Raw genomic sequence first — 25,517 nt, 5'->3', positions numbered from 1 at the left:
AGCCCCCTCTATATCTTGAATTGCTGAACATAAGCTGAAAGTGTATCTGATGTGCTTGCAAGCTCATGTGAATTATCTGCAACATCCTGGCTGCTGGCTGTGATACTATTTGCCTGCTCAACCATGTGGTGACTTGTTTCAAGGATTTCATCAGCACTAGCTGCCTGCTCCTCTGAAATGGCTGCAACGTTACCTGCAACATCATCAACCTTTTCCACATCCTGAATCATTAAATCAAGCAATTCGTTTGACTTTTCAATATTCTGGTAAATCTGATCAAATGTATCAACCGCTGTATCAATAAGCTGGCTGTTTGCGTCGATGTTTTCTGCGCTTGCCTCAGCCTGTTCAACTACAGAATTGATAGCCTTTTGAACATCATTTATAAGCCTTGATATATTATCTGCACTGGCTGCCGAATTCTGTGCAAGCTTTCCAATCTCACTTGCTACTACCGCAAATCCCTTGCCAGCCTCGCCTGCTCTTGCAGCTTCAATTGAAGCATTGAGCGAAAGAAGATTTGTCTCGTCTGCAATTTCTGCAATTAAGCCAACGATCTTTGTAATCTCCTCTGATGCTTTGCCAACATCATTAATCTTGTTAACAAGCTCATCGTTGCTATTTTTGATTCCCTGCATAGCAACAGAAAGCTGTTCCATATCATCTCGGCCCTTCTTGCTGATTTCAACTGTTTCCTTCATGCTTTCGTTAGCCTGGTTAGAATTCTCCCTAGTGTCAGAAACAACCATGGCAAGAGTTGTAGCATTTTCTGCAATCTCATTAACTGCCACTGCTAACTGATCAACAGTGCTATTTAAGTTCTGCATTGCATCTGCCTGTGAACGAGATGCCTCAAACATATCTTTTGATACTCTATCTGAGTTGTCCGACTGCTCTTTAAGCTTTTCAGACTCCTCATTAATTGTAGAAAGCATGGTTCGCATTGATTCCACAAACTCGCTAACCTTACTTCCCATCAAGCCGATTTCATCATCGCTCTCCTGCTTAACTTCGATTGTGAAATCACCTGCTGACATATCTGTAATGTTCTTTGTGATATGTCCAAGTGGAGCAATAACTTTAGATACCAGGAGGTTGATCATAATTACTATAACAATTACTGCAATAATTCCTACTATAATGAGGAGATTTGTCAGCTTCATAACATCCTTAAGGATAACTGAATCTGCAATATATGAAATAAGTACCCAGTCTGTTCCCTGAATCTCCCTAAATGCAATTTCGTATCCATTCAATGCAACTGTATCGTAATCTCTAGTCTCAAGCTTCTCTGCGATGGCTGCCATCAGCTTATCGCTATCTGAAGTTGTAAGAGTAGTAGATATACGCTCTGGATCTCTATGAGCAAGAATAGTGTTGTCTGATGCATCGATAAGAAATGATGCTGCAGAATCCATCTTTACTCCTGAATTTACAATGATACTGATTTGGTCAAGGGATAAATCTGCAGCAATTACTTTAAGTTCGCCACTGCCATCATTTAAAATACCAGATGCACTAATTACAGATGTCCCCTCATCATTTGTATAAGCCGTTCCGTAGTTCATATTTACACTAGTAATACCCTGCTTGAAGAATGTTTCTCCTGTAGGATTTGTTACCTTTAAGCCAGAACCGCTTGCTGCATAGAAGCGTCCGTCTGCTGTAGCAACGTATGGACCTTCAGTGCAATACTTATTAAATCCATAGAATGAATCCAGGATTTTCTGCAGCCCCTCTTCATCTGGCTGTGTCTGTTCAATTACTTGTTTTACTGTTGAGAAATTTTCAAGATTTTCGTCAAGCCAGGCTTCGATATTGTCTGCCTGATTAGAAATTGATGAATCCAACTGTGCTGTGGCCATTTCTGTCATACTATTTCTAGAAAGAACAGTTGCTATTCCAACTAACACGAGAATAGTGACTATTACCACTGGTAGAAGCAAAAAAATTAATTTGTTTTTAATCTTTTTGCGCTTTGTTTTTATTTTTGTGTTTGCCATTTCTATCTCCTAAATCTTTCAGTCTCGTATTTGGCTCTAGTACGTACACAAACTTTTAAGTCCTGTAGTCTTGATTCGATATCTCCGTCATCAATTACAACATCAATGGATGACGCCATGTTGTCAATAAGAAGGTCGTCAAAATCCATTGTTGGCGTTGCAACCAAAAGCTTATACTTATCCTCGAAGGAATCCGCATCAAGGAACTCCAATAGGATTGGATTTACCTCTTCATTCTCTAGCTTTTCCATGTACTTTCCTCCTATGTTATTTTTTATCTAAATGACTTAGTATTTAAAACTGATTTGTATAATATATATGTCTTGCTAAGTCCTTATTACCAAAATCTACAATAATAATTCCATAGCTAGTATCATCTTTTAATTGATACTCCATTAAAAGTTCATTTAATGTATTTGCATATCCACGTGGATGGCCAATTTTTCCATCTCCACTTGTACTAACAAAATTAAGGAACAGTGTATTTTCGTCAGCCTCGCAGTTTTCAAGGCCATCTACGATTGCTTCATACTTATCCTCAACGTTGTATTTATATCTGTCCTGTATCCACACTCTGAAATTGTTATACACATAAAGCTCATAAGGGATATCGATTGGTGTATTGTTGTCCTGCTCAGTCCACTGCATATTAAGGCCCATCATATCTGTTGCAGCTGCATCTGAAAATCTTGTTGCAAGAACAATACGACCTCTTGCATCACTAAGCAAAGGTATCTCATCCTCAGTGTACCAATAATCTTTATTAGCACTTATCTGTTCAGTTAATAAATTTTGGATATCGCTAACCGAATGGTCATCATCTTCTATCTTAATGTTTACAATGACTGTCTCTGTAGGATACTGCTGCAAAAAGCTATATACATCAGCGCACACATCATCAAAATAGAGATAATCCGAAAATAGATTGCCATCTTCATGACAGCTGGCAAAGTTATGAACCATCTTTACTTTATTTGTCTTTTCGTCTAAGGCAACGCGAAAATCCAAATATCTATATCCGTTCTCCAACTGCTCTGAGACATCGGTGTCCTGGCATCTCATCACATAACCAAGCATAACATTTCTAGCACAACTATCATGGGTACCAGGAATTGTAATCTCTGATAAATAAAGGTCGTCAGATAGGTTGCCCATCCAACTAGTTGTATCGGCATAAGGAACAGATTCATCAATACTTACGCTTGAATAAGTATCGTCATCACTTACAAAAAGTACCACAAGAATGACTACGATAATCGCAATCATTATCCCGCACACAATTCTAAAAAGTCGTCCTTTTCCCATATGTCGCATCCCCCTATCTCCAGTTATTTTCTTAAGCTCATTTTACCATTTATTAGTGACAAAGTCTTATAGTTTCTTTAAAATATAGCTTATGATAGAACGAAAGAGACTCCTTTCATTAGGATATTACAAAAAAGCTCCCTCATTTACAGGGAGCGACGGCAAGAAATGCTATAAAATTGAAAAAGTAAGTGAAGAAGGTGCTGACGACAAATTCCAAGCCACCCTATGGCCTGGCCCCTTCAGCTCCGAAAACACACCAGACGAAAAGAAGCTCACAAACACCGCCCCATTCACCGAGGACGGCCTCCAAGAGCTGATAGACTGGATGAATTCCACCGCAGTAGAGTAACCCCCACGGCTTGCTTGTACCTGGGGCTTCGGACTCCCCTGCCTGCCCGGCACAATCACAGATTTAGGATTATCTAAATGTGTAGTCTCCCATATTTATTAGTAGGTGTTCTTACAAAGTTTTACAATTCTATCGTTAAGGTATGGGTGGAATTCAGCCAGTTAGGATATGGCGGCCTTGAGCTCACGTTTGTTTTCGTACATGTGAGCATCGGCACGTTTGACGAGGGCTCGGAAGTCAGGATCAAGCTCTGAGTCATAGCGAGCATGTCCGACGGCTACGCCGATGTCGAAGACGTGGTCACCTTCAAGGTTGGCTGTATATACCTTTGACATGAATAGCTTTTTAAGGCGATCCATATTAACGTGACGATTTGCAGGAATAATACAGCAGAACTCATCTCCACCAGTTCTATAACAGTTTCCATATTTACCATAGACACTATTGAATATGTTGGCAACTATTGTAATGTATTCATCGCCTGCCTCATGGCCGTATGTATCATTGCATTTCTTTAATCCATTAGCATCGGCTACAACTGCAACCAAACCTTCAAGACTTCCACCGGCTTTAACATGGCTCTCAAATGCATTTCTGTTAAACAAGCCTGTCATACTATCAGTAATGGCAAATACTTCAAGCTGTTTTGCACGACGACCCTTTTCAATAATTTCATTTGCATCCTTAATCATATCGAACGCAAGCAAGAATGCGAATATCAAGAATAAGTATCTACCAACTTTATCAGCATCACCAAGATCCAAATAATACTGTCCCAAATCAATAATCAAAGTAAGTATGAACAATGAAAGCCCCATCGCGCATATTTCAAGACGTCTAGAAAAATTACGCTTAATGAGCATGCTAATCATTCCAACCAGGAGATAGAAGCCCGCTACAACAAGTAAAATCTGCATGAAAATCAGTGTTTCTCTAAACTCCGCAATCTTTGTGAAGTGTAATATGGTAAGTACAATAGCCTGCCCTACTGAATACGAAAGAATTATTTTTCTACAAGTAATACATCGTATTCCCAAATATGCATCAAAAAACATAATCATTGATGGAACGATAAGCATTAAGCATATATATGGAACAAGTGAATCAACAATTTTGTTGCTCATCATAAGTGATGATACATCTGTCTCATTTAATGACCACAGACCAGCAAAAAATGAAAAATATCCAAGATATAATAATTCTCTACCGAGCTGCTGTTTTTCGCGCATTATTGCATAATATAAAAACAGTAAAACGCTAAGGAATATAATCAATATACTAACGAAGAATCTTGGCATTGAGTTTGTCATAAGCCCATCATACATTCCATATGTACTACCTATGTAGAATGTAAGCTTTTGATTTGCCACGATATCATATACAGGCTTTACAATAACTGCAATCTGTACCATTTTTTCATTAATTTCAATAAAGTGATAAGAAGACCCCGGACTTGATGTCCAGAAACCACCTGTTGTGTTGAAAGAATAAATCTCTCTACCCATATTATAGGCAGTGACTAACTGATGTGATGTATAGAATGATATTCCAGAATAGTGATAGTCATAATCTACCAACTTAAAGAAATATTCCTTAGAGCCATCTGATAACACTGCTACCGAGTATGGCTCTATTTCTTCTGTTATTACATTATCTACCGTGTCTGTAGTAGAGAAGTAACACAAAGCGAGAATTATAGCTGCCGCCATAACTATCGCTATGTTTATTTGGGCTAGAAGCCCCATTTTTTTACCCTTATTTTCCTGTACCATAACTACCCCTGTTTGTTATCTAGCTGAACGTTATATTTAATAACATTTAGTTTCTTTTTCACAATTTTATAACAATATTATCATGGATAGTTCATAAACACAAGGAATACTTCTACCTCAAAAAGCCTGAAATGTACTTAAATAAGCGGTTTGTACCAACTATGTAGCTATCATGATTCTCGTCAGGCAGGATATGTAATTCTGCCTCTGGAATGTTAGCTGCAATTTTTTCAGACTCTTTTTCTTTAATGCAGTCATCTTCTCCTGCAAATATCATTGCAGGCACGGATATACGACGTAAGTCTGATGGCGAAATATCAGGCTCTTCAAGCATCATAAGAATCTTAGGGTCATTTGTTCTCTTATATTCTTTTTTCATTTCACGAAGGACTCTGTGATGTATTCCAGATGGTGAAAGATTTGCGCCACAGCATACAATTCCAGAAAGTAATTTGCTAGCTTTGATTGCAACTAAAAGGGCTATTATGCCACCATCTGAGTATCCAATAAGATATGGCTTTTCGATTTCCAATGCTCTAATAAGGTTAATCACATCATCAGCCATATCTCTATAATGATATTCCTTTGGAGTTGCACTCTCTCCATGGCCTCTTGAATCCATAGCGTAAACTGTATGATACATGCTCATAGTCTCTGCTAAAGCATCAAAATCATGAAGATTTCCGTTATTTCCGTGTATAAGAATAACCGGCGTACCCTCGCCGGTCTTCTCATAGCATATTACCTGTGAATTGAGTTGAATATACATAATTCGCCCTCTATATCTTTCCTCTTATTTCTCAGCAATAACCTGCTTCATGTCGTAAAGCCCTGCTGGCTTTCCTGCTAAGAATTTGGCTGCTTCAACAGCTCCCTTAGCAAATACGCTCTTAGAATATGCTGTGTGCTTGATAGTGATAACTTCATCAAGTCCTGCGAAAATAACCTCATGTTCGCCAACAATATTTCCGCCTCTAACTGCAGAAATACCGATTTCGTTCTTAGGTCTCTTTTCTCTTCTATCTGCTCGTCCATAGCAGTACTCATACTTTTCATCTAATGCTTCATTGCAAGCATCTGCAAGTGCAAGTGCTGTTCCACTTGGAGCATCTAATTTTTGATTGTGATGCTTCTCTACGATTTCGATATCATATCCTGCATCTGCAAATACCTGAGTTGCCTTTTTGCAAAGATCAAATAATGTGTTGATTCCAAGTGACATGTTAGCTGAACGAAGAACTGCTACCTTCTTGCTAGCTGAATCAACATGATTAATCATATCATCTGTAAGTCCTGTTGTGCAAAGAACAACTGGCTTGCCATTTGATTCGCAATATGTCAAAAGGTCATCTACAGCTGCAGCATTTGAAAAATCAATAATCACATCAAAGTCTACATCTACATCTGAAATAGAATCAAATACTGGGTATTCATTTTCAATTCCCTTGAACTTATCTACACCAGCAACAATTGATACTTCGCTGTCAGCTTTACACAAATCAGTAATAACTCTTCCCATGTGGCCGTTGCAGCCGTGCATAACTACTTTTGTCATTTTGTCACCTCAATCTAAAAAACTTATATTACTAGTAAACATCCTAAGTGATTCGTCGTATTCCTCATCTTTTGAAGGATTAGCTTTGATTTTCATTTCCTTGTACATTCGTTTGTCCTCGTACATAGCCTGATCAGCTTTAACTACAACATCATCAAAATCATCGGATGGATTATACATATTTATTCCAAAGGAGCATGTGTATGGTGTTTCTTGAAGCTTTAATCTTATATCATGTATAAGCGTTTCAGCTTCATCCTTTGTGGCTTTTATTCCAAGCATCATGAATTCATCTCCACCTGTTCGGTAAAGAATAAATTTGCTAGGCTTTACAGAACGACATACTTCAGCAAAAGTAAGCAAAGCTATATCTCCTGCCTTATGTCCAAAATTGTCATTGATATACTTTAGGTCATTTAAATCCATTGATATAATGGCCATTTTATTCTTTGAATGTCTTTCTGCGTCTGCATAAAAGCATCTGCGTTTGTAGCACCTGGATACAGAATCTATGTTATATCTAGCTGCATACATATACATATACAAAAATAGGATTCCAATAGCCAAAAATGGCAGAATATAAGAAAGAACAGTAACTATTATATAGCCTGATGTTGAATAAATTATTGTTCCAAACATGGCAATTAATAGAGCTGTTGCTCCATAGATAAACCTGAATTTGACCTTGTGATCAAAAGCTCTCATTGTAAAAATGAACACAATCAAAGCAATACATGAAAACATGCCAAAAAACAGTCCGCTGCTATTTCCGATTATCCACCCTCTAACCATAGCTTCTCCTCGTAAAAACCATACAATTGAGAATATAACAGTAGCCAGAGATTATTTCTCTGGCTTAATGTTTAATACACTGTCTGCTATTTCAAACAATCCAGGCGTCATGTTAAGACCTGTCAATATCACATTAGTGAAAACTGACTTGCCTTCTAATACTTCCATTATATCCTGTTCTGAAACGATGCCCTCGTCAACAACGCCGAGGATTTCATCAAGAATGAGTAAATCACATTCTCCTGTGCCAAGAACCTTTTTTGCATAGTTTAAGCCATTGAGAATGTTGATTTTTTCTTCCTGCTTTTGCTCTTCTGTAAGATTTTGAAAACCTTCTTTTGAACGCTCAAATCTGAAAAGCTTGATTTCTGGTTCAAGCTTTTCAAGATAGTCTGAATCGTTTTCTGATTTTAAGAACTGGATTATGATTGTACTTCTACCTTCCGAAGCAAAGCGCAGAGCATATCCAAGCGCTGCCGCTGATTTGCCCTGTCCGCTTCCGTAGTAAGCCTGTATAGTTCCCTTTTCCATAAATCTCCTACTTTCTAATGCTAGCTCTCTTTCTCATAAGAGGATCAAGGATTCTCTTTCTGATACGTAAAGACTCTGGAGTTACTTCCAAAAGCTCATCTACATCGATGAAATCAAGAGCCTGCTCAAGACTAAGAACTCTAGGTGGTACAAGAGTAAGTGCCTCATCTGCTGATGATGAACGAGTATTTGTAAGATGCTTCTTCTTACATACGTTAAGCTCGATATCTTCAGCACGTGAGCTCTGTCCAATTACCATACCAGAATATACTTTTTCGCCTGGTCCAATGAAAAGTGTACCACGCTCCTGAGCTGAGAAAAGTCCGTATGTAACAGACTCACCTGTCTCGAATGCAATAAGTGAACCCTGCTTACGATAAGCAATGTCACCCTTATAAATCTCATAACCGTCGAAAATTGTATTGATTATACCATTTCCTTTTGTATCTGTCATGAACTCTCCACGATATCCAATAAGTCCACGTGCAGGAATCTTAAACTCAATACGTGTATAACCACCTGTGATAGGTGTCATGTTCTGAAGCTCACCCTTTCTCTGAGAAAGCTTTTCGATAACTGCACCAGTAAACTCATCTGGTACATCTACATATGCACGCTCCATTGGCTCAAGCTTGTGACCCTTTTCATCTGTCTTGTAAAGAACCTCTGCCTTTGATACAGCAAACTCGAAACCTTCACGACGCATGTTTTCAATAAGAACTGAAAGATGGAGCTCACCACGTCCTGAAACCTTAAGTGCATCAGGTGAATCTGTGTCTTCAACACGAAGCGAAACGTCTGTGTTAAGCTCCTTCATAAGGCGCTCTCTGATGTGACGTGATGTAACGTACTTTCCTTCCTGACCAGCAAGCGGGCTATCATTTACAATGAAGTTCATTGAAATGGTAGGCTCAGAAATCTTCTGGAATGGGATAGGATTTGGTGCATCAACTGCACAAATTGTATCTCCAATGTGGATATCTGAAATACCTGAGATAGCTACGATTGAACCAATCTCAGCTGAATCTACATCTACTTTATTAAGTCCATCGTACTCAAAAAGCTTTGAAATACGAACCTTGTTGTTCTTCTCTGGGTCGTGTGCATTAACAACGATAGCATCCTGGTTAACCTTGATTGAACCATTCTCTACCTTACCGATACCAATTCTACCAACGTACTCGTTGTAATCGATTGTAGAGATAAGAACCTGTGTAGGAGCCTCTGGATCACCAGTTGGAGCTGGAATGTAATCAACGATTGTCTCGAAGAGAGCTGTCATATCCTTATGCTCTTCATCAAGGCTTCTGATTGCGAAACCTTCCTTAGCTGAAGCATAGATGAATGGGCAATCAAGCTGCTCATCAGACGCATCAAGATCCATGAAAAGCTCAAGAACTTCATCGATAACCTCATCAGGACGAGCCTCTGGTCTATCGATTTTGTTGATACATACAATAACTGGTAAATCAAGATCAAGTGCCTTCATAAGAACGAACTTTGTCTGTGGCATTGCACCTTCAAATGCATCTACTACAAGAACAACACCATTTACCATCTTAAGAACACGCTCAACCTCGCCACCAAAGTCAGCATGACCTGGTGTATCAATAATGTTAATCTTTGTATCTTTATAATATACTGCTGTGTTTTTTGAAAGAATTGTGATACCACGCTCACGCTCGATGTCATTTGAATCCATGACACGCTCAGCTACTTCCTGATTCTCACGGAATACACCAGACTGCTTCAAAAGCTCATCTACAAGTGTAGTTTTACCGTGATCTACGTGTGCGATAATCGCAATATTTCTAATATCTTCTCTACTCTGAATTGCCATAAAACTTCCTTTTCTACTGCAAACCTATAGTTACAGTAAAAACCCCAAAAAGTGCAAGTAGCACTTAAGTTTTTCATGCTCCCGGAGGCCACCTTCCACACTTCGCTAGGCAACCTCCCCCTTCGGGGTTCCTTCCTAGCTTGTATGGAGCCTTCCTCCTCGCGCTTACCGAGACTTTGATGCTACTTGCCATTAAATACTATATTAGATTTCTTCCCGATGAATAATAATATGATTCGAATATATTGTCAAATACGATTATTTTACGGGTACGAGAACTTCTTTACCACCCATGTAAGGCTGGAGTGCCTTAGGGATAGCTACGCTGCCATCCTCGCGAAGGTTGTTCTCCAAGAATGCGATAAGCATACGTGGCGGAGCAACAACTGTGTTGTTAAGAGTGTGAGCAAAGTACTTTGTACCATCCTCAGCCTTAACACGAATCTTAAGACGGCGTGCCTGTGCATCACCAAGATTTGAGCAGCTACCAACTTCGAAGTACTTCTTCTGACGTGGTGACCATGCCTCAACGTCGCAAGACTTAACCTTAAGATCAGCTAAATCTCCTGAACAGCACTCAAGTGTACGTACAGGAATATCTAAGCTACGGAATAAATCAACTGTGTTCTGCCAAAGCTTGTCATAGTACATCTTTGAATCTTCTGGCTTACAAACAACGATCATCTCCTGCTTCTCGAACTGGTGGATACGATATACACCACGCTCCTCGATACCATGAGCACCCTTTTCCTTACGGAAGCATGGGCTGTAGCTTGTAAGTGTGTATGGTAAGTTTGCTTCATCATTAAGTGTATCGATGAACTTACCGATCATTGAATGCTCTGATGTACCGATAAGGTAAAGATCCTCACCTTCGATTTTGTACATCATAGCGTCCATCTCTTCGAATGACATAACGCCTGTAACAACGTTTGAACGAATCATGAAAGGTGAGATGCAATATGTAAATCCTCTATCAATCATGAAATCACGTGCATATGAGATAACTGCTGAATGAAGACGAGCAATATCTCCCATTAAGTAATAGAAACCATTACCTGCAACCTTACCAGCTGCATCCATATCGATACCATTGAATCTCTCCATGATATCTGTGTGATATGGGATTTCGAAATCAGGAACCACTGGCTCACCGAACTTTTCGATTTCAACGTTGCAAGAATCGTCTGGACCAATTGGAACTGATGGATCAATGATGTTAGGAATCTTCATCATGATTTCTTCAACCTTGTCTGAAAGTTCCTTCTCTACTGGCTCAAGGTCCTTGATACGCTGCTTAAGCTCTGCAACTTCTTTCTTTGCAGCCTCAGCCTCATCCTTTTTGCCCTGTCCCATTAATGCACCAATCTGCTTAGATGCTTTGTTCATCTCAGCACGGAGGTCATCTGCCTCCTGCTGAGCAGCACGTCTCTTGTCATCAAGCTCAATTACTTCATCAACAAGACCAAGCTTGTGCTCCTGGAACTTCTTTTTAATATTCTCTTTAACTGCGTCTGGATTTTCGCGTAAAAATTTAATGTCGATCATACTATATCTCCTAATCTATACTAAATACTTTAATAACTATTTGATGAGTGATAATTAATTCGACTTCTTACCACTAACTCTAAATATGTACCAAAGCTGTGTTGCGATAAAGATAGATGAATATGTACCAGCAATTACACCAGCAAGAAGTGGTAATGCGAACTCTCTGATTGATGAAACACCAAGGATGAGAAGCATAAGTACCATGATTGCTGTTGTGATTGATGTTGAAATACTACGAGACAATGTCTGTGACAATGAGTTATTTGCAAGCTCCTTAAGAGTCTCAGCTGTCTCTGTTCTGATTGCCTTATGGTTTTCTCTGATACGGTCAAATACAACGATTGTATCGTTAACAGAGTAACCGATAACTGTAAGCATACATGCAATGAATGCTGAACCAACTGATATACGTGCAAATGCATAAAGTGATAATACAATAAGTACATCGTGGATAAGAGCAATGATTGCTGATGATGCAAATCTGATGTCCTTAAATCTGAACCAAATATATACAAGCATGCAAAGTACTGCAACGATAACTGCGATTGTTGACTGGCTGCGCATCTCGCCTGAGATTGTAGAACCAATACTCTGTGAAGTAATTGAATCCTCTGCAACTGAGTACTTTGACTCGAACATTTCATTTAAAGCTGTACGCTCATCAAGTGTAAGTGTACGTGTCTTGAAGATTGCCTGGTTGCTTCCATCAACTGTTGTTGTCTGGATGCTTCCCTCGCTAATATCAAGTGTAGAAGCGATGTCTGGAACAACAATGCTATCTAACTGCTCAAGTGTGTATGTTTCGTTGAAATCAACTGTTGTTGATGTACCACCAAGGAACTCGAGAGAGTAGTTAAGTCCTGCTCCATCCTTTGCCTTGAATACACCCATTGTTACAAAGCCTGCTGCGATGATTGCAACTGAAATTGTAATGAAGATTGCCTTCTTTCCAACGAAATCGAACTTTGTAGGTTCCTTAGCCTTACCGTATGCCTTTGGAGAACGAACGCCAAGTGCATAGAAAGAGTTCATAAGGATACGTGTAATAACAAGTGCTGTAAACATTGATAAAACAACACCGAGTGCAAGTGTAATTGCGAATCCCTTTACAGTACCTGAACCGAGGATTCCAAGAACTGCTGCTGCAATAAGTGTTGTGATGTTTCCATCAATGATAGCTGAAAGAGCCTTTGAGAATCCTGTCTCAATTGCTGAGATAACAGGACGTCCATTCTTAATCTCCTCACGGATACGCGCGAAGCAAATAACATTGGCATCAACCGCCATACCGATTGAAAGAATCATACCAGCGATACCTGGTAATGTAAGTGTAATATCAAATGCCTTTAAGATTCCGATAAGCATTGCTGTGTAAAGAGCAAGTGCAAGTGAAGCAACAACACCTGGTACAAAGTACATAGCAATAAGGAATAGCATAACGATTACAAGACCTACGCCTGCAGCGATAAGTGATGTTCTAAGAGCGTCAGAACCAAGCTGAGCACCTACTACCTGAGACTCAAGCTCTGTAAGCTCGATATCAAGACCACCGATACGGATGTATGAAGCAAGCTTCTGAGCCTGCTCGTATGAATCCATTCCCTCGATGACGCAATTACCATCTGAAATTGCATTCTTTACTGTAGGAACTGAAACAAACTTACCATCATAGTAGATTGCAATTGAATCACCTGTTAATGAAGCTGCTGTTGTTGCTGCTGAAAATGCTGTTGTTCCCTCATCGTCGAAACGAAGCTGAACAACATACTCTGTAGCGTTTGTTGTCTGGTTTGTCTGAGTAGCTGCCTGTGCGCTAGTAACATTTGTACCAGTTGCAATAACTGAGCCATTATCAATCAATGTATCGATGTCGTAGTTGAGTGTGCCATCGATGTTGCCATCTGCATCATAACCGTTGATTGTGTAGTTTGGATTTCCCTCAATATCGTACTGAGTAATGAAGTAAAGTGTACCTGGTGTACCAAGCTCTTCCAAAAGAGCATTAGCATCAGAAACACCTGGAATTTCAACTGTGATACGCTTATCGCCTACACGATAAACATTAGCTTCTGTTGTTGAGCTTTCTTCGCCCAAGTCGTTTTCAATACGCTGCTGAAGCTTAAGGATTGTATCCTCCATCTGCTCGTCAGTAGGTGTATCTCCAACTGCTTCGTATGTAATGCTGACACCACCGTCAAGATCAAGTCCTAACTTAAGGCTGTCGTCAGTCTTATTGATTGTGCCTGTAAGAACAAGTGCTGCATAGTAACCAAGTAAACCAAGGATTACTACGAACGCAACAAGCCAGGCAATACCCTGTCCCTTTTTTAAACGTCTCATTTTTATTCTCCTATTCTATTTATTGTGCCTCAGCCTCTAGCTCGCTTGCGTGAACCTTTAATGCAATAGCACATTCAATACGTTTTTTCTGTAACTCGCAGCCAACGTGATAGTTCCCCAAAATGCTGCCAGTGAAGTTGTATGCATTAGCTGCACAACCGCCGCTACAGTAAAATCTTGCGAAGCAATTCTTACATTCTTCCTTAGCATATACATTGCAGTGCTTGAACTGATTAACAACATCAGTCTTTTTAACTCCGTTATATACATCGCCAAGGCAGAAGTCTGTGTTTCCAACAAACTGATGACATGGATAAAGCTCACCAGTAGGTGTAACTGCCATGTACTCAGTTCCTGAACCACATCCTGAAAGACGCTTGTAAACACATGGGCCACCTTCCAAATCAATCATGAAGTGGAAGAAATTGAAATCCTCATCTGTGCCCTGACGTCTCATCATCTCTGCAGCAAGATTATCGTATTCTTCAAAGAGCTTTGGTAAGTCTTCCTCACGGATAGCGTAATCATCTGTATCCTGAGCGACTACCGGCTCAACTGAAATCTGCTTGAAGCCTTCGTTTGCCAAGTGGATAACATCCTTTGAGAAATCAAGATTGTTTCTAGTGAATGTACCTCTGATGTAGTACTTGTCCTGATTTCTTGATTCTGCCAACTTTTTAAACTTTGGCATAACGATTTCGTAACTTGGTGCGCCTTTTCTGAATGGACGCATAAGATTATGAATTTCTGGACGACCGTCGCAGCTAAGTACTACATTGGCCATCTCCTTGTTTGCAAATTCCTGAATCTCATCATTTAAAAGAACGCCGTTTGTCGTAAGAGTGAATCGGAAGTTCTTTCCGTGTTCCTTTTCAATTGAACGACCATACTTAACAAGATCCTTTACAACCTGCCAGTTCATAAGTGGCTCGCCACCGAAGAAATCAACCTCGAGATTTCGACGGCTACCTGAATTAGCAACTAAGAAATCAAGTGCTTGCTTACCAACTTCGTAGCTCATGAGCTCGCGCTTACCTGTATGGTATTCGCCTTCCTCTGCGAAGCAGTATTTACATGCCAAGTTGCAATCGTGTGTTATATGTAAGCAAAGAGCCTTTACCACTGTAGGGCGTGCTGTAAAATCAGCAATGTGAGGCTCGTAGTTATCCTCTGTAAATAATGAGCCATCGTCAATAAGCTGCTGAATTTCGGATTTGATAGCGTTAAGCTCCTCCTCTGAAACTTCTGAATGGCTCTCTTTCATCTTTGTAAAAGCGACCTCTGCGCCATGCTCCTGCCAGAGAGCAAGGTAATCGTATGTGACATCATCAACTACGTGAATCGCGCCACTGTTAATATCTATGACAACGTTATAACCGTTGTTTTTAAACTGGTGTATCACTAAAAATAAAGTCCTTTCATAAACGCACAATAGACCGTTCCCCTAATTTACATTAGACAGGACCGGCCTTCGCGTTAAATATAAATAATCTTTGTAAGATTAGTTCTTGTGCTCACAGCTCTGGTTACCAACTGTGCAAGATGTCTTGCAAGCTGACTGGCATGATGTCTGGCACTCGCCACATCCGCCTTCTTTAACTGTGTTCTGTAATCTCTTTGTGTTAAGTGTCTTAATGTGTTCCATCTTATTTCTCCTTTTATATTAATTGCTCCTAAGAGCCAAAAAGCTAGAGTAAATTATACTACAGCTAGGTAAAAATAGAAAGTATTTCCTACTGTTCATCAGCTTCTACTTCTACCTCAGATTCCAATTCTTCGTCTGTTACAACTTCTGAATCTTCCTCTGTATCAGCATCTGCATTAAGAACGTTTGTAGAATTAACTACAGCATTCTCTACACAGAAATCTGTTGCCTTTTCTGTACGATATGCAAGCTCAAAATATTTCTGTCCGCCATATCCATCTACAGTGAAATCAGCATAGAATGTATCAAGGTCTGTGTAACCCATATTCTGATAAATTGGTGTGATGAACTCTGTGTAACCCTCTTCATCAACCTCTATACCTTCCTTATTAGCAATTGCCTCAAGGATAAGCTCTGTCTTAGTTGATTCCTTAACATTTTCTGTGAGAGTGTTGATTACTTCTTCATAATCATATCCCATAGATGTAAGGTATGCTTCCATTGTTGTGCCGTATGCTTCATACTGCTTGCTCTGAATAGAGAGGATAAGATCTACTCTTGCCTGAAGAAGTCCCTCTGGTACCTCTGAAACAGTGCAGTTGTTAATGAGAGCATTTAATACAGCAGTCTCTGTATCATTCTCAAGATTGTCCTCTAATGAAGCTGTATATTCTTCCTTAAGAGCAGCGATATATTCATCTACTGTATCGTATCCAAAATTAGCTGATACTACATCATCTGTTAAGTCATCCTCAGACTCAATAGCCTTTGCAATGTAATTAATCTGAAATGTAAACACTACTGTCTGGCCAGCTAAATCTGTATTGCCATATGACTCAGGGAAAGTAACATCATATGCAACCTCATCGCCAACACTGTGTCCCACAAGGCCTGCTGTAAATCCATCAATAAAACCTGTAGTACCACCAGCCATGCAATTGCCTGCCACATCAATCATCTGGTCCTCTGCTGAACCACCATCAAAAGGCACTCCATCCTGTGAACCAACATAATCAACATTTACAATTGAATCTTCCTGAACCTCTGTCTGGCTATCATCCTCTGCGTAAACAGCAGCAGATTCGATTGTATCTGCTACATACTGCGCAAATCCTTCGTCAGTATACTCATACTCACCTTCGATTGTAACTTCAATCCCCTTGTAATCCCCAAGTGTAACGTAGTCGTCAACATTGTACTCTATCTCTGCTACCTGTGTTGTCTCCTCTGTAGCTTCATCAGATGAACTTCCACAAGCCACCATAGAAGCAGCCATAGCTGTAGCTAAAGCTAATGCTAAAACTCTATTTTTCATCACAAAACCTCCGTCAAATATGCGAATCTTGCGCTATTGTACCACATATACCCCTCGAAATCAAAACCGTACCACCATCCAACTCCTACTCGCACGCCCCATAAAAGTACAATAAACTGGCTGCCCTCCGGGGCCCTGCACTCTTGCCTGCCATGCTAGTCGATTTCGCGAATATTATAGTTTTTCTTAGCGCAATAGGGGCGCATACTGCAGGTGTCTTATTGCGGGATGAACTTTTTCTGAATCTGTATAGGTTAGGACGGACACTTTTGTATTTTATAATATGGATTTCAAAAGCTATGGTACCTTGGGTTCATATTACATTCGCTAAGTAGAACTTAAAAAGAGATATTTGTATGTATGAGCACCGTGGCACATTCAACGTCGTGTTTCAAGTGACCACTGCTGCCGCCGTCCTAGCGGCAGCTACTCATCCATATCAAATATCTCTTTTTGTTCTACTAAGCTTATTCCAAAATCACCCAAAGGTATCCATAGTTTTCGAAATCCATATATTATCTAGAAACAATGTGTCCGTCCATAGACATACAGATTCAGAAAATGTACAGACCTGCAAAAGACATCTGCTAATAAGTATGCGCAACTTGCGTTTTAGAAAAACATAATATTCATGCGATGACTAGCATGGCAGGCAAGAGTGCAGGGCCCCCGGAGGGCAGCCAGTTATACATACACTAGGGGTGCGAGTAGGAGTATGGGTTATTTTTTAGCCTTAGTTTTTGCAGGCTTTTTAGGGGTTTCTTTTTTCTTGGTGCGGTCGTACATGACAGACATTTTGTAGATTTTTTCTGCAAGGTCGTCTGTGATTTCGTCCTCGATGAGGCGCCACTGCCAATTGCCTGAGTCTGTGCCTGGGACGTTGATACGATTGTATTTACCAAGGCCAAGGAAGTCTTGCATCTGTGCTACGAAGAGTGTGGCCACCGAACTCATGCCACCACGAATCATGCCCCAGTTAAAGCCCTCTGATTTGGAGATACCAAGATACTTGCTAGCATATTCTTTGTCTTTTTTGTTGGCCTCCTGGTACCATTCCATGACGGTTGCATTGTCGTGAGTGCCAGTGTAGCATACACAGTTTTTGTCGTATGTGTGTGGCTGGTAGTTGTTTGGTTCTCCTGAATCGAATGCAAACTCAAGAACCTTCATACCTGGCCACTTGCTGTCATGTAGAAGCTCCACAACAGTTGGAGATGGTTCTCCTAAATCCTCTGCTATGAATTCGATATTTGGGAATTTTTCTGATAGAAGGCCTACCAAATCCATTCCAGGGCCTTTCTTCCATTTGCCCTTCTTTGCTGTCTTCTGCCCTGCTGGAACTGCCCAGTATTCATCAAAGCCTCTGAAGTGATCAATACGTAATACATCATAGAGCTTTGCAGCACCTTCGATTCTACGAATCCACCAACGGTATCCATCCTTCTTTAGAGCCTTCCAGTTATAGCATGGATTACCCCAAAGCTGACCGTCTTCACTAAAATAATCTGGTGGAACACCGGCCACCTCTACTGGATAGTTTTCCTCATCCAGACTGAAGAATTCTGGCTCAGCCCAAACATCACATGAATCCAATGCTACATAGATTGGTAAATCTCCAATGATTTCTATTCCTAAATCATTGATATACTTTTTAAGCTTGGTCCACTGCTTGAAGAATAAATATTGAATGTATACAAAGAATTCAATATCTTCTTCTAACTGTTTTTTGTATTTTTCTACGGCCTCTGGCTTGTGAAGACGGATATCTTCCTCTGGCCATTCCTGCCAACTAAGCTGTCCAAAATGTTTTTTAATGGACATAAATAGAGCATAGTTCTCTACCCATGGATTGTTTTTCTTAAAGTGAGAAATATCCCCTAACGCAGCCTTGTAGCCTCTTTCCTTTGCCTTTTCAAGAATCTTGAATCTGCTGCTATAAATCTGTCCATAATCCACGTATCTTGGATTTGTTCCCCAGTTTTCAGCCTCTACTTCCTTTTTTGTAAGAAGCTTTTCCTCAATCAGCATTTCAAGATCTATGAAATAAGGGTTTCCGGCAAAAGTAGAAAAGCTTTGGTATGGGCTGTCGCCATAGCTTGTTGGGCCCAGTGGTAAAACCTGCCAATACTTCTGACCTGAAGCTTTCAAAAAATCTGCAAATTTGTACGCTGCCTTTCCAAATGTGCCAATGCCATATGCAGATGGCAATGAAGATATAGGCAGTAAAATACCGCTACTTCTTTTCATATTCTCTCTCCTAGCCTTTTACAGCTCCAGCAATTACGCCTTTGATAATATATTTCTGAAGGCAAATATACATGATGATGATTGGTAAAACTGTCATCATGATGCATGCCATCATTGGTCCCATTTCAACATGTCCATAGCTGCCGCGGAAATACTGAATAAGAATTGGAATAGTCATGTATTTCTTACGGTCTAGAACAAGATATGGTAATAAGTAATCGTTCCAAAGCCACATTGTTTCAAGGATAGCTACTGAAATAAGTGTAGGCTTCAGTATAGGTAATACAATCTGGAAAAATGTCTGGATTGGATTACAGCCGTCAATCATTGCTGCTTCCTCAATTTCCAGAGGAATTGATTTCATAAATCCTGTAAACATAAACACTGCCAATCCAGCGCCAAAACCTAAATATATTATACATATATTGAATGGTGTATCCAAATCCAATCTATCAGCTGTAGATGAAAGTGTGAACATAAGCATTTGGAATGGAACTACCATTGAGAACACGAAAAGAGCATAACATACTTTTGAGAGCATTCCGTGAACTCGTGTTATGTACCAAGCGCACATTGATGTACCAATCAAAATAAGCACATCTGATGTGACTGTGATAACTAAGCTGTATCCAAAAGCTGCTGCAAATCCCTTTGAAGAAAGAGCATCCTTATAGTTTTCAAGACCTATAAAGCTCTTCGCATCTGGCAGTTGAAAAACTGTGTTTGTACTAATAAATGTATCACCCTTAAGCGAGTTGATTAATATCATAAAAACTGGATAAATCCAAAGTACAGCCAAAATGCATAAAACAATAAATACAATACCCTTGGCAATTTTCTCTTTTGCTTTCATTACTGCTGCACCTCCTTTGATTTAGTAAACTTCAACTGAATCATGGAGATAATGATTACCATAATACAGAAGATAACAGCCTTTGCCTGACCATAGCCTTTCCACTGAGGGCCTGTACGGCTGTAGAAGGTGTTGTAAATATTAAGAGCAAGCATCTCTGATGCATGAGCAGGTTCGCCGCCTGTCAATGCTAAGTTCTGATCAAATAGCTTGAATCCATTAGTGATTGTAAGGAAAGTACAAATTGTAATTGATGGCATTACATTTGGAATCTTAACTCTGAAAAGTATCTGACTTGTAGTAGCGCCGTCAATCTTTGCAGCTTCAATATAATCATCAGGAATAGATTGAAGTCCTGCGATATATATAATCATCATGTAACCAATCTGCTGCCAGCACATAAGAATTGTCAAACCGATAAATCCATATGTTGCATTAAGAGCAAGAAGTGGCTTTTCCAAAAGTGAAAGGACGCAGTTTAAAAGAATCTGCCAAATGTAACCAAGAACAATACCACCGATAAGGTTTGGCATAAAGAAAACTGTTCTAAAAAAGTTAGATGCTTTTATTTTGTTTGTAAGTGCCAAGGCAATAGCAAATGCTATTACATTTATTAACACTGTGGATACCACAGTAAAAAGCGCTGTAAACCAGAATGAATGCCAAAACTCACTATCTAGTATTGCATACGCGTAATTGTCTACTCCAATAAATGTTGCTTTTTTTATAGTTGTAAATTTACAGAATGATAAATACAAACCTTGTACAAATGGATAAATAAAACCAACGCAAAAAGCTGCTAAGGTAGGTAGTACAAAAATGGGCCAGTATTTTCTAATAGCTTTCTCCATAGCAATCTCCAATCCCAAAAAATTTGGAGGGCGTTAGGCCTCGCCCTCCTAAGAATAAAAGAAGAAAAAATACTCTAAAAAGAGTCTTTCTTTAGTTATTAGCTGCAGCGTATTCTGATGCCCAGCCATCAACGAATGCTGAAACAACATCGTCCCATGAACCTGTGCCTGCTGCATATGCTGTAAGAGCACTACCTACGCCATTCTTCCATTCTTCTGAAGGCATAGTTGTGAAGTTCCAAGAAACTGGTGTCTTACCTGCTTCTGTGTATGCTCTATCGTTAAGTACGAAAAGGTTAGTTGTATCTGCTGCATTCTTGAAAGGAATTACACCGATGTTTTCAGAAAGCATCTGTGTACCTGCCTCAGATGTAACCATCCATGTAAGGAAATCAATTGTTGCCTGAATATCTTCTTCTGATGCTTCAGAGTTTACACACCAGTAGTTCTCTGTACCTGTGCAAAGTCCCTGATTAGCCTCATCGCCTGCGCCAATGTAAATTGGAATCATTGCAAGCTGATCATCTGTCATACCCTTATCTGTAAGGTTCTTATATTCCCATGAACCATTCTGATAGAATACTGCCTGGCCCTCTGCAAATTCATTTTCTGCATCATCACCAGTCTTACCAGCTAACTCAGAAGGATCACATGTTGCATTGTTGATATAGAGATCCCACATTGCCTTGTAGTTATCAAGGTATGTACCTTCGATTGCGTCTGTAGAATCGATGCCCTTGTCCTGATACTCGAAGTAAATAGGAAGGTTTGCAAGGTGTGTCTTGAATCTCCAATCAGAAGAACCATCCATACCTGCTGATGTAAATGCTGAGAATCCAAGCTCTCCTGAACGAGCTGTAATATCCTCTGCAACTGTCTTTAAGTCATCGAAACTTGCGATGTCATCAAGTGTGTATCCAGCCTGCTCAAGTAATTCTGTGTTTACGATAAGTCCATAAGACTCGATTACGTATGCAATACCTGCAACAGCATCTCCATCGTAAAGTGCAAATGAATCACTTGTTAACTCATCATAGAGAGATGAACCCTTAAGGTCATAGCAATAGTCCTTCCAGTTAGCGAGACCTACTGGACCATTTACCTGGAATAATGTAGGAGCTTCGTCTTTAATAATCTCAGATGACAATGTCTCCTCGTATGTACCAGAAGCTGCTGTAATAACTGTTACAGGAACACCTGTCTCTTCTGTGTACTGTGCAGCGATTTCCTGCCAAGCCTCATCTGCCTCTGGCTTGAAGTTAAGATAATAAACCTGTCCGCTTGCACTATCGCCTGTGCTTGCAGAACCACCATCACTGCTTTCGCTTGAACCACAGCCTGCAAATGCAGCTGTCGACATCATCGCGATCAACCCTAATGCCAATACTTTCTTCATCTTCATTTCTTACACTCTCCTTTTTGTGTATGATAATTTCTATGTTTCAACAAAGGACTCTATACCTCCTTTGTAAAAACCAAGAGAATTACCTACTTAAGAGTCTCACCTTCTCTTAAAGTAGTTGGAAGAATCACATGTCTGTATGTGCGTTTCCCATTAATGATATCTACCAACAATTTCACTGCTTCACTGCCCATTTTTTCCATCGGCTGACATAGAGTTGATAACACAGGGTTCATGTATTCAGAAGCTTCGATTCCATCTATCGCAATAACTGCAACGTCCTCTGGCATCTTTTTACCAGCTTCCCTCAAAGCTTTCATTGCTCCCATTGCCATATTATCTGAGATAGCAAACACCGCTGTGAATTCTCTATTCTTTTTTAACCAATCTTTCATGCCTGTATAGGCATCTGCAATATTGAAACTATTGATCTCTATTATCAGATTTTCATCTAGTTGTATTCCAAAATCTTTTAATGCTCGTTTATAGCCGGCAAATCTCACCTGGCTGACTGAGCCATCCTCCACTCCCGATAGCAAAACAACTATCTTTCTGTGGCCTTCATTAACCAAATATTCCACTGCATCATATGCAGCCTGGTTATCATCTATACATACACTCGAATAATCAGATTTATCTAATGTTCCATACTGATTATTGAATGTACAACATACATAAGGAACATTTATGCTAGTCATTCGTTCCTTTGTATAATCCAAATTTCCTCCAAGAAAAATCAGACCCTGGAGCTTCTTATCCCTTTCCATTTTGGCTGCGGTCATAATCTCATCTTCGCCTGCTGCGATTTGCTGCATCACCATGGTGTAACCAGCCTTTTCAATTCCGCTTCCAATCTCTGTAATAATCTTTGTGTAGAATGGGTTAGATAATCCTCTTACAACAACACCTATGTTGTCTGATGAAGTCTTACCAAGCTCCCTTGCGCTAGTGTTAGGTATATAGTTGTACTCTTGGACAACAGCTAATACCTTTTCCTTAGCTTCCTCGCTTACATCAGGATGGTCATTAAGCACCCTTGATACGGTACTGACACTTACACCTGATAAACGTGCAATGTCTTTAATTGTCATGATTTTTCCTTCCTTTATTAAAACTACATAGCCTTTTTATTTAACATTCAGGGGCCTAATCCATCCTGTTATCAGCTATGTTTAGTTTTTCTGGAACCGTTACTGGTAACGTTTCCAGTACATGTAAATAATATCCTTTATACCCCACTACGTCAATATCTCTAAGGTCATTTCGTCCTTTCTCACAAATCGACTATGAAAATTTTGTGAAAAAGATTTATGTTTTTTCTATGTTATTTTTTTGTATTTTTTATAGATTCTATGCATTTTGATAATAATCATGATATATTTTTAGATGACTCCGCTATCGGAGAAGATTCATCAGCTGAAAGGAGCTATGATATATGAAGATTTCTAAAAGAATTGCTAGCATTGCATTTGCATTAGTTTTTTCACTTAGTGCATTCCTAGCAGTACCTAGCCTTAGCGCAGAGGCTAAAACAAAATCAGCAGCCAGTGGTGTTACAATCGCCGCAGCTTTGATTCAGGGCACAGATGTTGTTGTTACAACTTCTGGTGCAGCATCATCTGAGGATGGTTTATTCCACCTTGTAGCATCTGATGCAAACCAGACAGCACCAGCAGGTGTTGATGTAGCACAGGCTACAGCAGCTTCTGGCGCAACATTCTCTGTTCCACTTGGAAAAGGAACTGCAAGCACAATGCTTTTCAAGAAGTTTACAGTTTGCGTTATGAAGGGCGGTGCTCTTTCACCAGTTTCAAACAGCATGTACATTACAAATCCTGAAGGATGTGCTACATATGCATGTGCGAGAATGGATTATGGAAAGAAGGGTATTCTTCCAGCACTTGATGTTGCAACATTCAATAAGAACCAGCCAAGAGACCTTGGTTGCCAGCAGGTTCAGTTAACTCTTCCACTTTCATGGATTTCAAATGGTGGTGGTTCATATAGCTACAACGGAAAGATTTATCACTTTGAGACAGCTAGACTTTCTGGATATGATAACGCTATTAGAAAATACAATGGAATGGGATGCCAGGTTACATTAATTATTGTTGTAGATCAGGCAGCTCAGACAGAATTTATTAATCCATATTCTTACGATGGATTAGGACTTCACAATTACTATGGATTAAATGCTTCTACAACTGAAGGTGTTGATATCCTCAGTGCTGCAGCAGCATTCCTTGGAAACAGATACTCAGGCCACGGATTTGGTCAGGTCGATAACTATATCATCGGTAACGAAGTAAACGCTTGGGGCGATTGGAACTACATGAACTGTGGTTCATTAGAAGCCTTTACTCAGCAGTATACAAATGCATTCCGCGTTATGTACAACGGAATCAAATCTGAAAACGCAACAGCTAACGTATACGTTTGTACAGATCAGCAGTGGGCTAGAGCAGGCGCTGCAAATTACTATGCTGGTAAGTCTTTCTTAACTCAGTTCAACTCAATGATTAAGGCTGAAGGAAATGTTGACTGGAGACTTGCAACACACGCATACATGACACCACTTACAAGTGCAACACCATGGGCAGCTTCTAGTAGCTTAACACACAGCCAGAGCTCGCCATACATTTCACTTCAAAATATCGATGTAGTAACAGACTTTATGTGCCAGAGCGATATGCTTTCACCAACAGGTGCAGTTAGAACTGTAAAGCTTTCTGAGCAGGGATACACATCACTTTCAGGTGAAGACCTTCAGGCTGCAGCTGTTGTATACGCATACCTAGTTGCAATGAATAACAGTCACATTGATGGAATGATTCTTTCACGTGAGAAGGATGATCCAGGTGAAATCGCACAAGGCCTCGCTAATGGACTTTGCAACGTAGACGGTTCAAAGAAGATGTCCTACACCTTCTACCAGAACTGTGCAGACCCTAATGTAGTGGCGCAGGCCAGCGCAATCGCAGGGGTAGATCTCAACACACGTATAACACCTAGATAAACCACTATACTAAGAGAGCCATGCTGTTACGGCTACAAGCCTACTGATTTCTCCGCTCGACAACACGTCTCGCTTGAGAAATAGTAGAGCTTGATGCCTACAGCATGGCTCATATAATTTAAGGCTAGCCAAGTTATTCTGGCTAGC

General features: G+C 40.0%; 21 protein-coding genes. 2 read left to right on the top strand and 19 right to left on the bottom strand.

Going from position 1 to position 25,517, the window contains the following annotated elements:
- Positions 1-8 precede the first annotated feature (8 nt).
- From BMY66_RS09280 to BMY66_RS09270, 3 genes are read right to left on the bottom strand one after another with little or no spacing between them, the layout of a single operon-like run.
- A complete protein-coding gene (locus tag BMY66_RS09280) occupies positions 9-2,003 on the bottom strand; it encodes a methyl-accepting chemotaxis protein (RefSeq protein WP_090394946.1) in 1,995 nt (664 codons plus the stop codon).
- Between the two features lie 2 nt (positions 2,004-2,005).
- Complete coding sequence (locus BMY66_RS09275; RefSeq protein ID WP_049960292.1) at positions 2,006-2,254, bottom strand: hypothetical protein; 249 nt, start codon at positions 2,252-2,254, stop codon at positions 2,006-2,008.
- Between the two features lie 43 nt (positions 2,255-2,297).
- A complete protein-coding gene (locus BMY66_RS09270) occupies positions 2,298-3,308 on the bottom strand; it encodes a phosphatidylinositol-specific phospholipase C domain-containing protein (RefSeq protein ID WP_044935527.1) in 1,011 nt (336 codons plus the stop codon).
- A gap of 91 nt (positions 3,309-3,399) precedes the next feature.
- Between BMY66_RS09270 and BMY66_RS09265 the strand changes: the two genes are divergently transcribed.
- Complete coding sequence (locus tag BMY66_RS09265; protein ID WP_090394945.1) at positions 3,400-3,660, top strand: hypothetical protein; 261 nt, start codon at positions 3,400-3,402, stop codon at positions 3,658-3,660.
- Between the two features lie 161 nt (positions 3,661-3,821).
- Here BMY66_RS09265 and BMY66_RS09260 read toward each other — a convergent pair whose 3' ends face one another.
- The 16 genes from BMY66_RS09260 to BMY66_RS09185 form a co-directional block, all read right to left on the bottom strand.
- Positions 3,822-5,432, bottom strand: coding sequence for a GGDEF domain-containing protein (locus BMY66_RS09260; RefSeq protein WP_090394944.1), 1,611 nt, complete (start codon positions 5,430-5,432; stop codon positions 3,822-3,824).
- 112 nt (positions 5,433-5,544) lie between these two features.
- Positions 5,545-6,201: an alpha/beta fold hydrolase gene (locus tag BMY66_RS09255; RefSeq protein WP_090394943.1), complete on the bottom strand. Its 657-nt coding sequence runs from the start codon at positions 6,199-6,201 to the stop codon at positions 5,545-5,547.
- A gap of 24 nt (positions 6,202-6,225) precedes the next feature.
- Positions 6,226-6,987 carry a 4-hydroxy-tetrahydrodipicolinate reductase gene (gene dapB / locus BMY66_RS09250; RefSeq protein WP_090394942.1) on the bottom strand — a complete coding sequence of 254 codons (762 nt, stop codon included), beginning with the start codon at positions 6,985-6,987 and terminating at the stop codon, positions 6,226-6,228.
- A gap of 9 nt (positions 6,988-6,996) precedes the next feature.
- The gene (locus tag BMY66_RS09245; RefSeq protein WP_044935516.1) at positions 6,997-7,779 is read right to left on the bottom strand and encodes a GGDEF domain-containing protein; all 783 of its coding nucleotides are present in this window, start codon (positions 7,777-7,779) and stop codon (positions 6,997-6,999) included.
- Between the two features lie 51 nt (positions 7,780-7,830).
- Positions 7,831-8,310: a cob(I)yrinic acid a,c-diamide adenosyltransferase gene (locus BMY66_RS09240; RefSeq protein ID WP_090394941.1), complete on the bottom strand. Its 480-nt coding sequence runs from the start codon at positions 8,308-8,310 to the stop codon at positions 7,831-7,833.
- Positions 8,311-8,317: 7 nt separating this feature from the next.
- Positions 8,318-10,150: a translational GTPase TypA gene (gene typA / locus BMY66_RS09235; protein WP_090394940.1), complete on the bottom strand. Its 1,833-nt coding sequence runs from the start codon at positions 10,148-10,150 to the stop codon at positions 8,318-8,320.
- A gap of 258 nt (positions 10,151-10,408) precedes the next feature.
- Positions 10,409-11,698, bottom strand: coding sequence for a serine--tRNA ligase (gene serS / locus BMY66_RS09230; protein WP_090394939.1), 1,290 nt, complete (start codon positions 11,696-11,698; stop codon positions 10,409-10,411).
- A 54-nt stretch (positions 11,699-11,752) separates the two neighbouring features.
- Positions 11,753-14,041, bottom strand: a complete 2,289-nt coding sequence (gene secD, locus BMY66_RS09225; protein WP_090394938.1) for a protein translocase subunit SecD — start codon at positions 14,039-14,041, stop codon at positions 11,753-11,755.
- A gap of 19 nt (positions 14,042-14,060) precedes the next feature.
- Entirely contained in the window at positions 14,061-15,443 is a 1,383-nt protein-coding gene (gene scfB, locus BMY66_RS09220) for a thioether cross-link-forming SCIFF peptide maturase (RefSeq protein ID WP_044936176.1), read from the bottom strand.
- Between the two features lie 99 nt (positions 15,444-15,542).
- The gene (gene scfA / locus BMY66_RS09215) at positions 15,543-15,686 is read right to left on the bottom strand and encodes a six-cysteine ranthipeptide SCIFF (RefSeq protein WP_033151787.1); all 144 of its coding nucleotides are present in this window, start codon (positions 15,684-15,686) and stop codon (positions 15,543-15,545) included.
- 88 nt (positions 15,687-15,774) lie between these two features.
- Positions 15,775-17,001, bottom strand: a complete 1,227-nt coding sequence (tig, locus tag BMY66_RS09210; RefSeq protein WP_090394937.1) for a trigger factor — start codon at positions 16,999-17,001, stop codon at positions 15,775-15,777.
- A 720-nt stretch (positions 17,002-17,721) separates the two neighbouring features.
- On the bottom strand, positions 17,722-19,248 hold the full coding sequence (malQ, locus tag BMY66_RS09205) for a 4-alpha-glucanotransferase (RefSeq protein ID WP_090394936.1): 1,527 nt from the start codon (positions 19,246-19,248) through the stop codon (positions 17,722-17,724).
- A 10-nt stretch (positions 19,249-19,258) separates the two neighbouring features.
- Positions 19,259-20,101: a carbohydrate ABC transporter permease gene (locus BMY66_RS09200; RefSeq protein WP_044935499.1), complete on the bottom strand. Its 843-nt coding sequence runs from the start codon at positions 20,099-20,101 to the stop codon at positions 19,259-19,261.
- Positions 20,101-20,952: a carbohydrate ABC transporter permease gene (locus tag BMY66_RS09195; RefSeq protein ID WP_044936170.1), complete on the bottom strand. Its 852-nt coding sequence runs from the start codon at positions 20,950-20,952 to the stop codon at positions 20,101-20,103. The genes BMY66_RS09200 and BMY66_RS09195 overlap by 1 nt, the downstream gene beginning before the upstream one ends.
- Before the next feature lie 91 nt (positions 20,953-21,043).
- Positions 21,044-22,354 carry an ABC transporter substrate-binding protein gene (locus BMY66_RS09190; protein WP_090394935.1) on the bottom strand — a complete coding sequence of 437 codons (1,311 nt, stop codon included), beginning with the start codon at positions 22,352-22,354 and terminating at the stop codon, positions 21,044-21,046.
- A gap of 86 nt (positions 22,355-22,440) precedes the next feature.
- On the bottom strand, positions 22,441-23,463 hold the full coding sequence (locus BMY66_RS09185) for a LacI family DNA-binding transcriptional regulator (protein ID WP_330387101.1): 1,023 nt from the start codon (positions 23,461-23,463) through the stop codon (positions 22,441-22,443).
- A 326-nt stretch (positions 23,464-23,789) separates the two neighbouring features.
- Here BMY66_RS09185 and BMY66_RS09180 point away from each other — a divergent pair, with 326 nt between their 5' ends.
- On the top strand, positions 23,790-25,370 hold the full coding sequence (locus BMY66_RS09180) for a DUF5722 domain-containing protein (RefSeq protein WP_090394933.1): 1,581 nt from the start codon (positions 23,790-23,792) through the stop codon (positions 25,368-25,370).
- The last annotated feature ends 147 nt before the right edge of the window (positions 25,371-25,517 follow it).

It is taken from the genome of Pseudobutyrivibrio sp. C4 (assembly GCF_900111635.1).
Taxonomy (GTDB): domain Bacteria; phylum Bacillota; class Clostridia; order Lachnospirales; family Lachnospiraceae; genus Pseudobutyrivibrio; species Pseudobutyrivibrio ruminis.
This window is presented reverse-complemented; position numbering and strand designations above follow the sequence as displayed.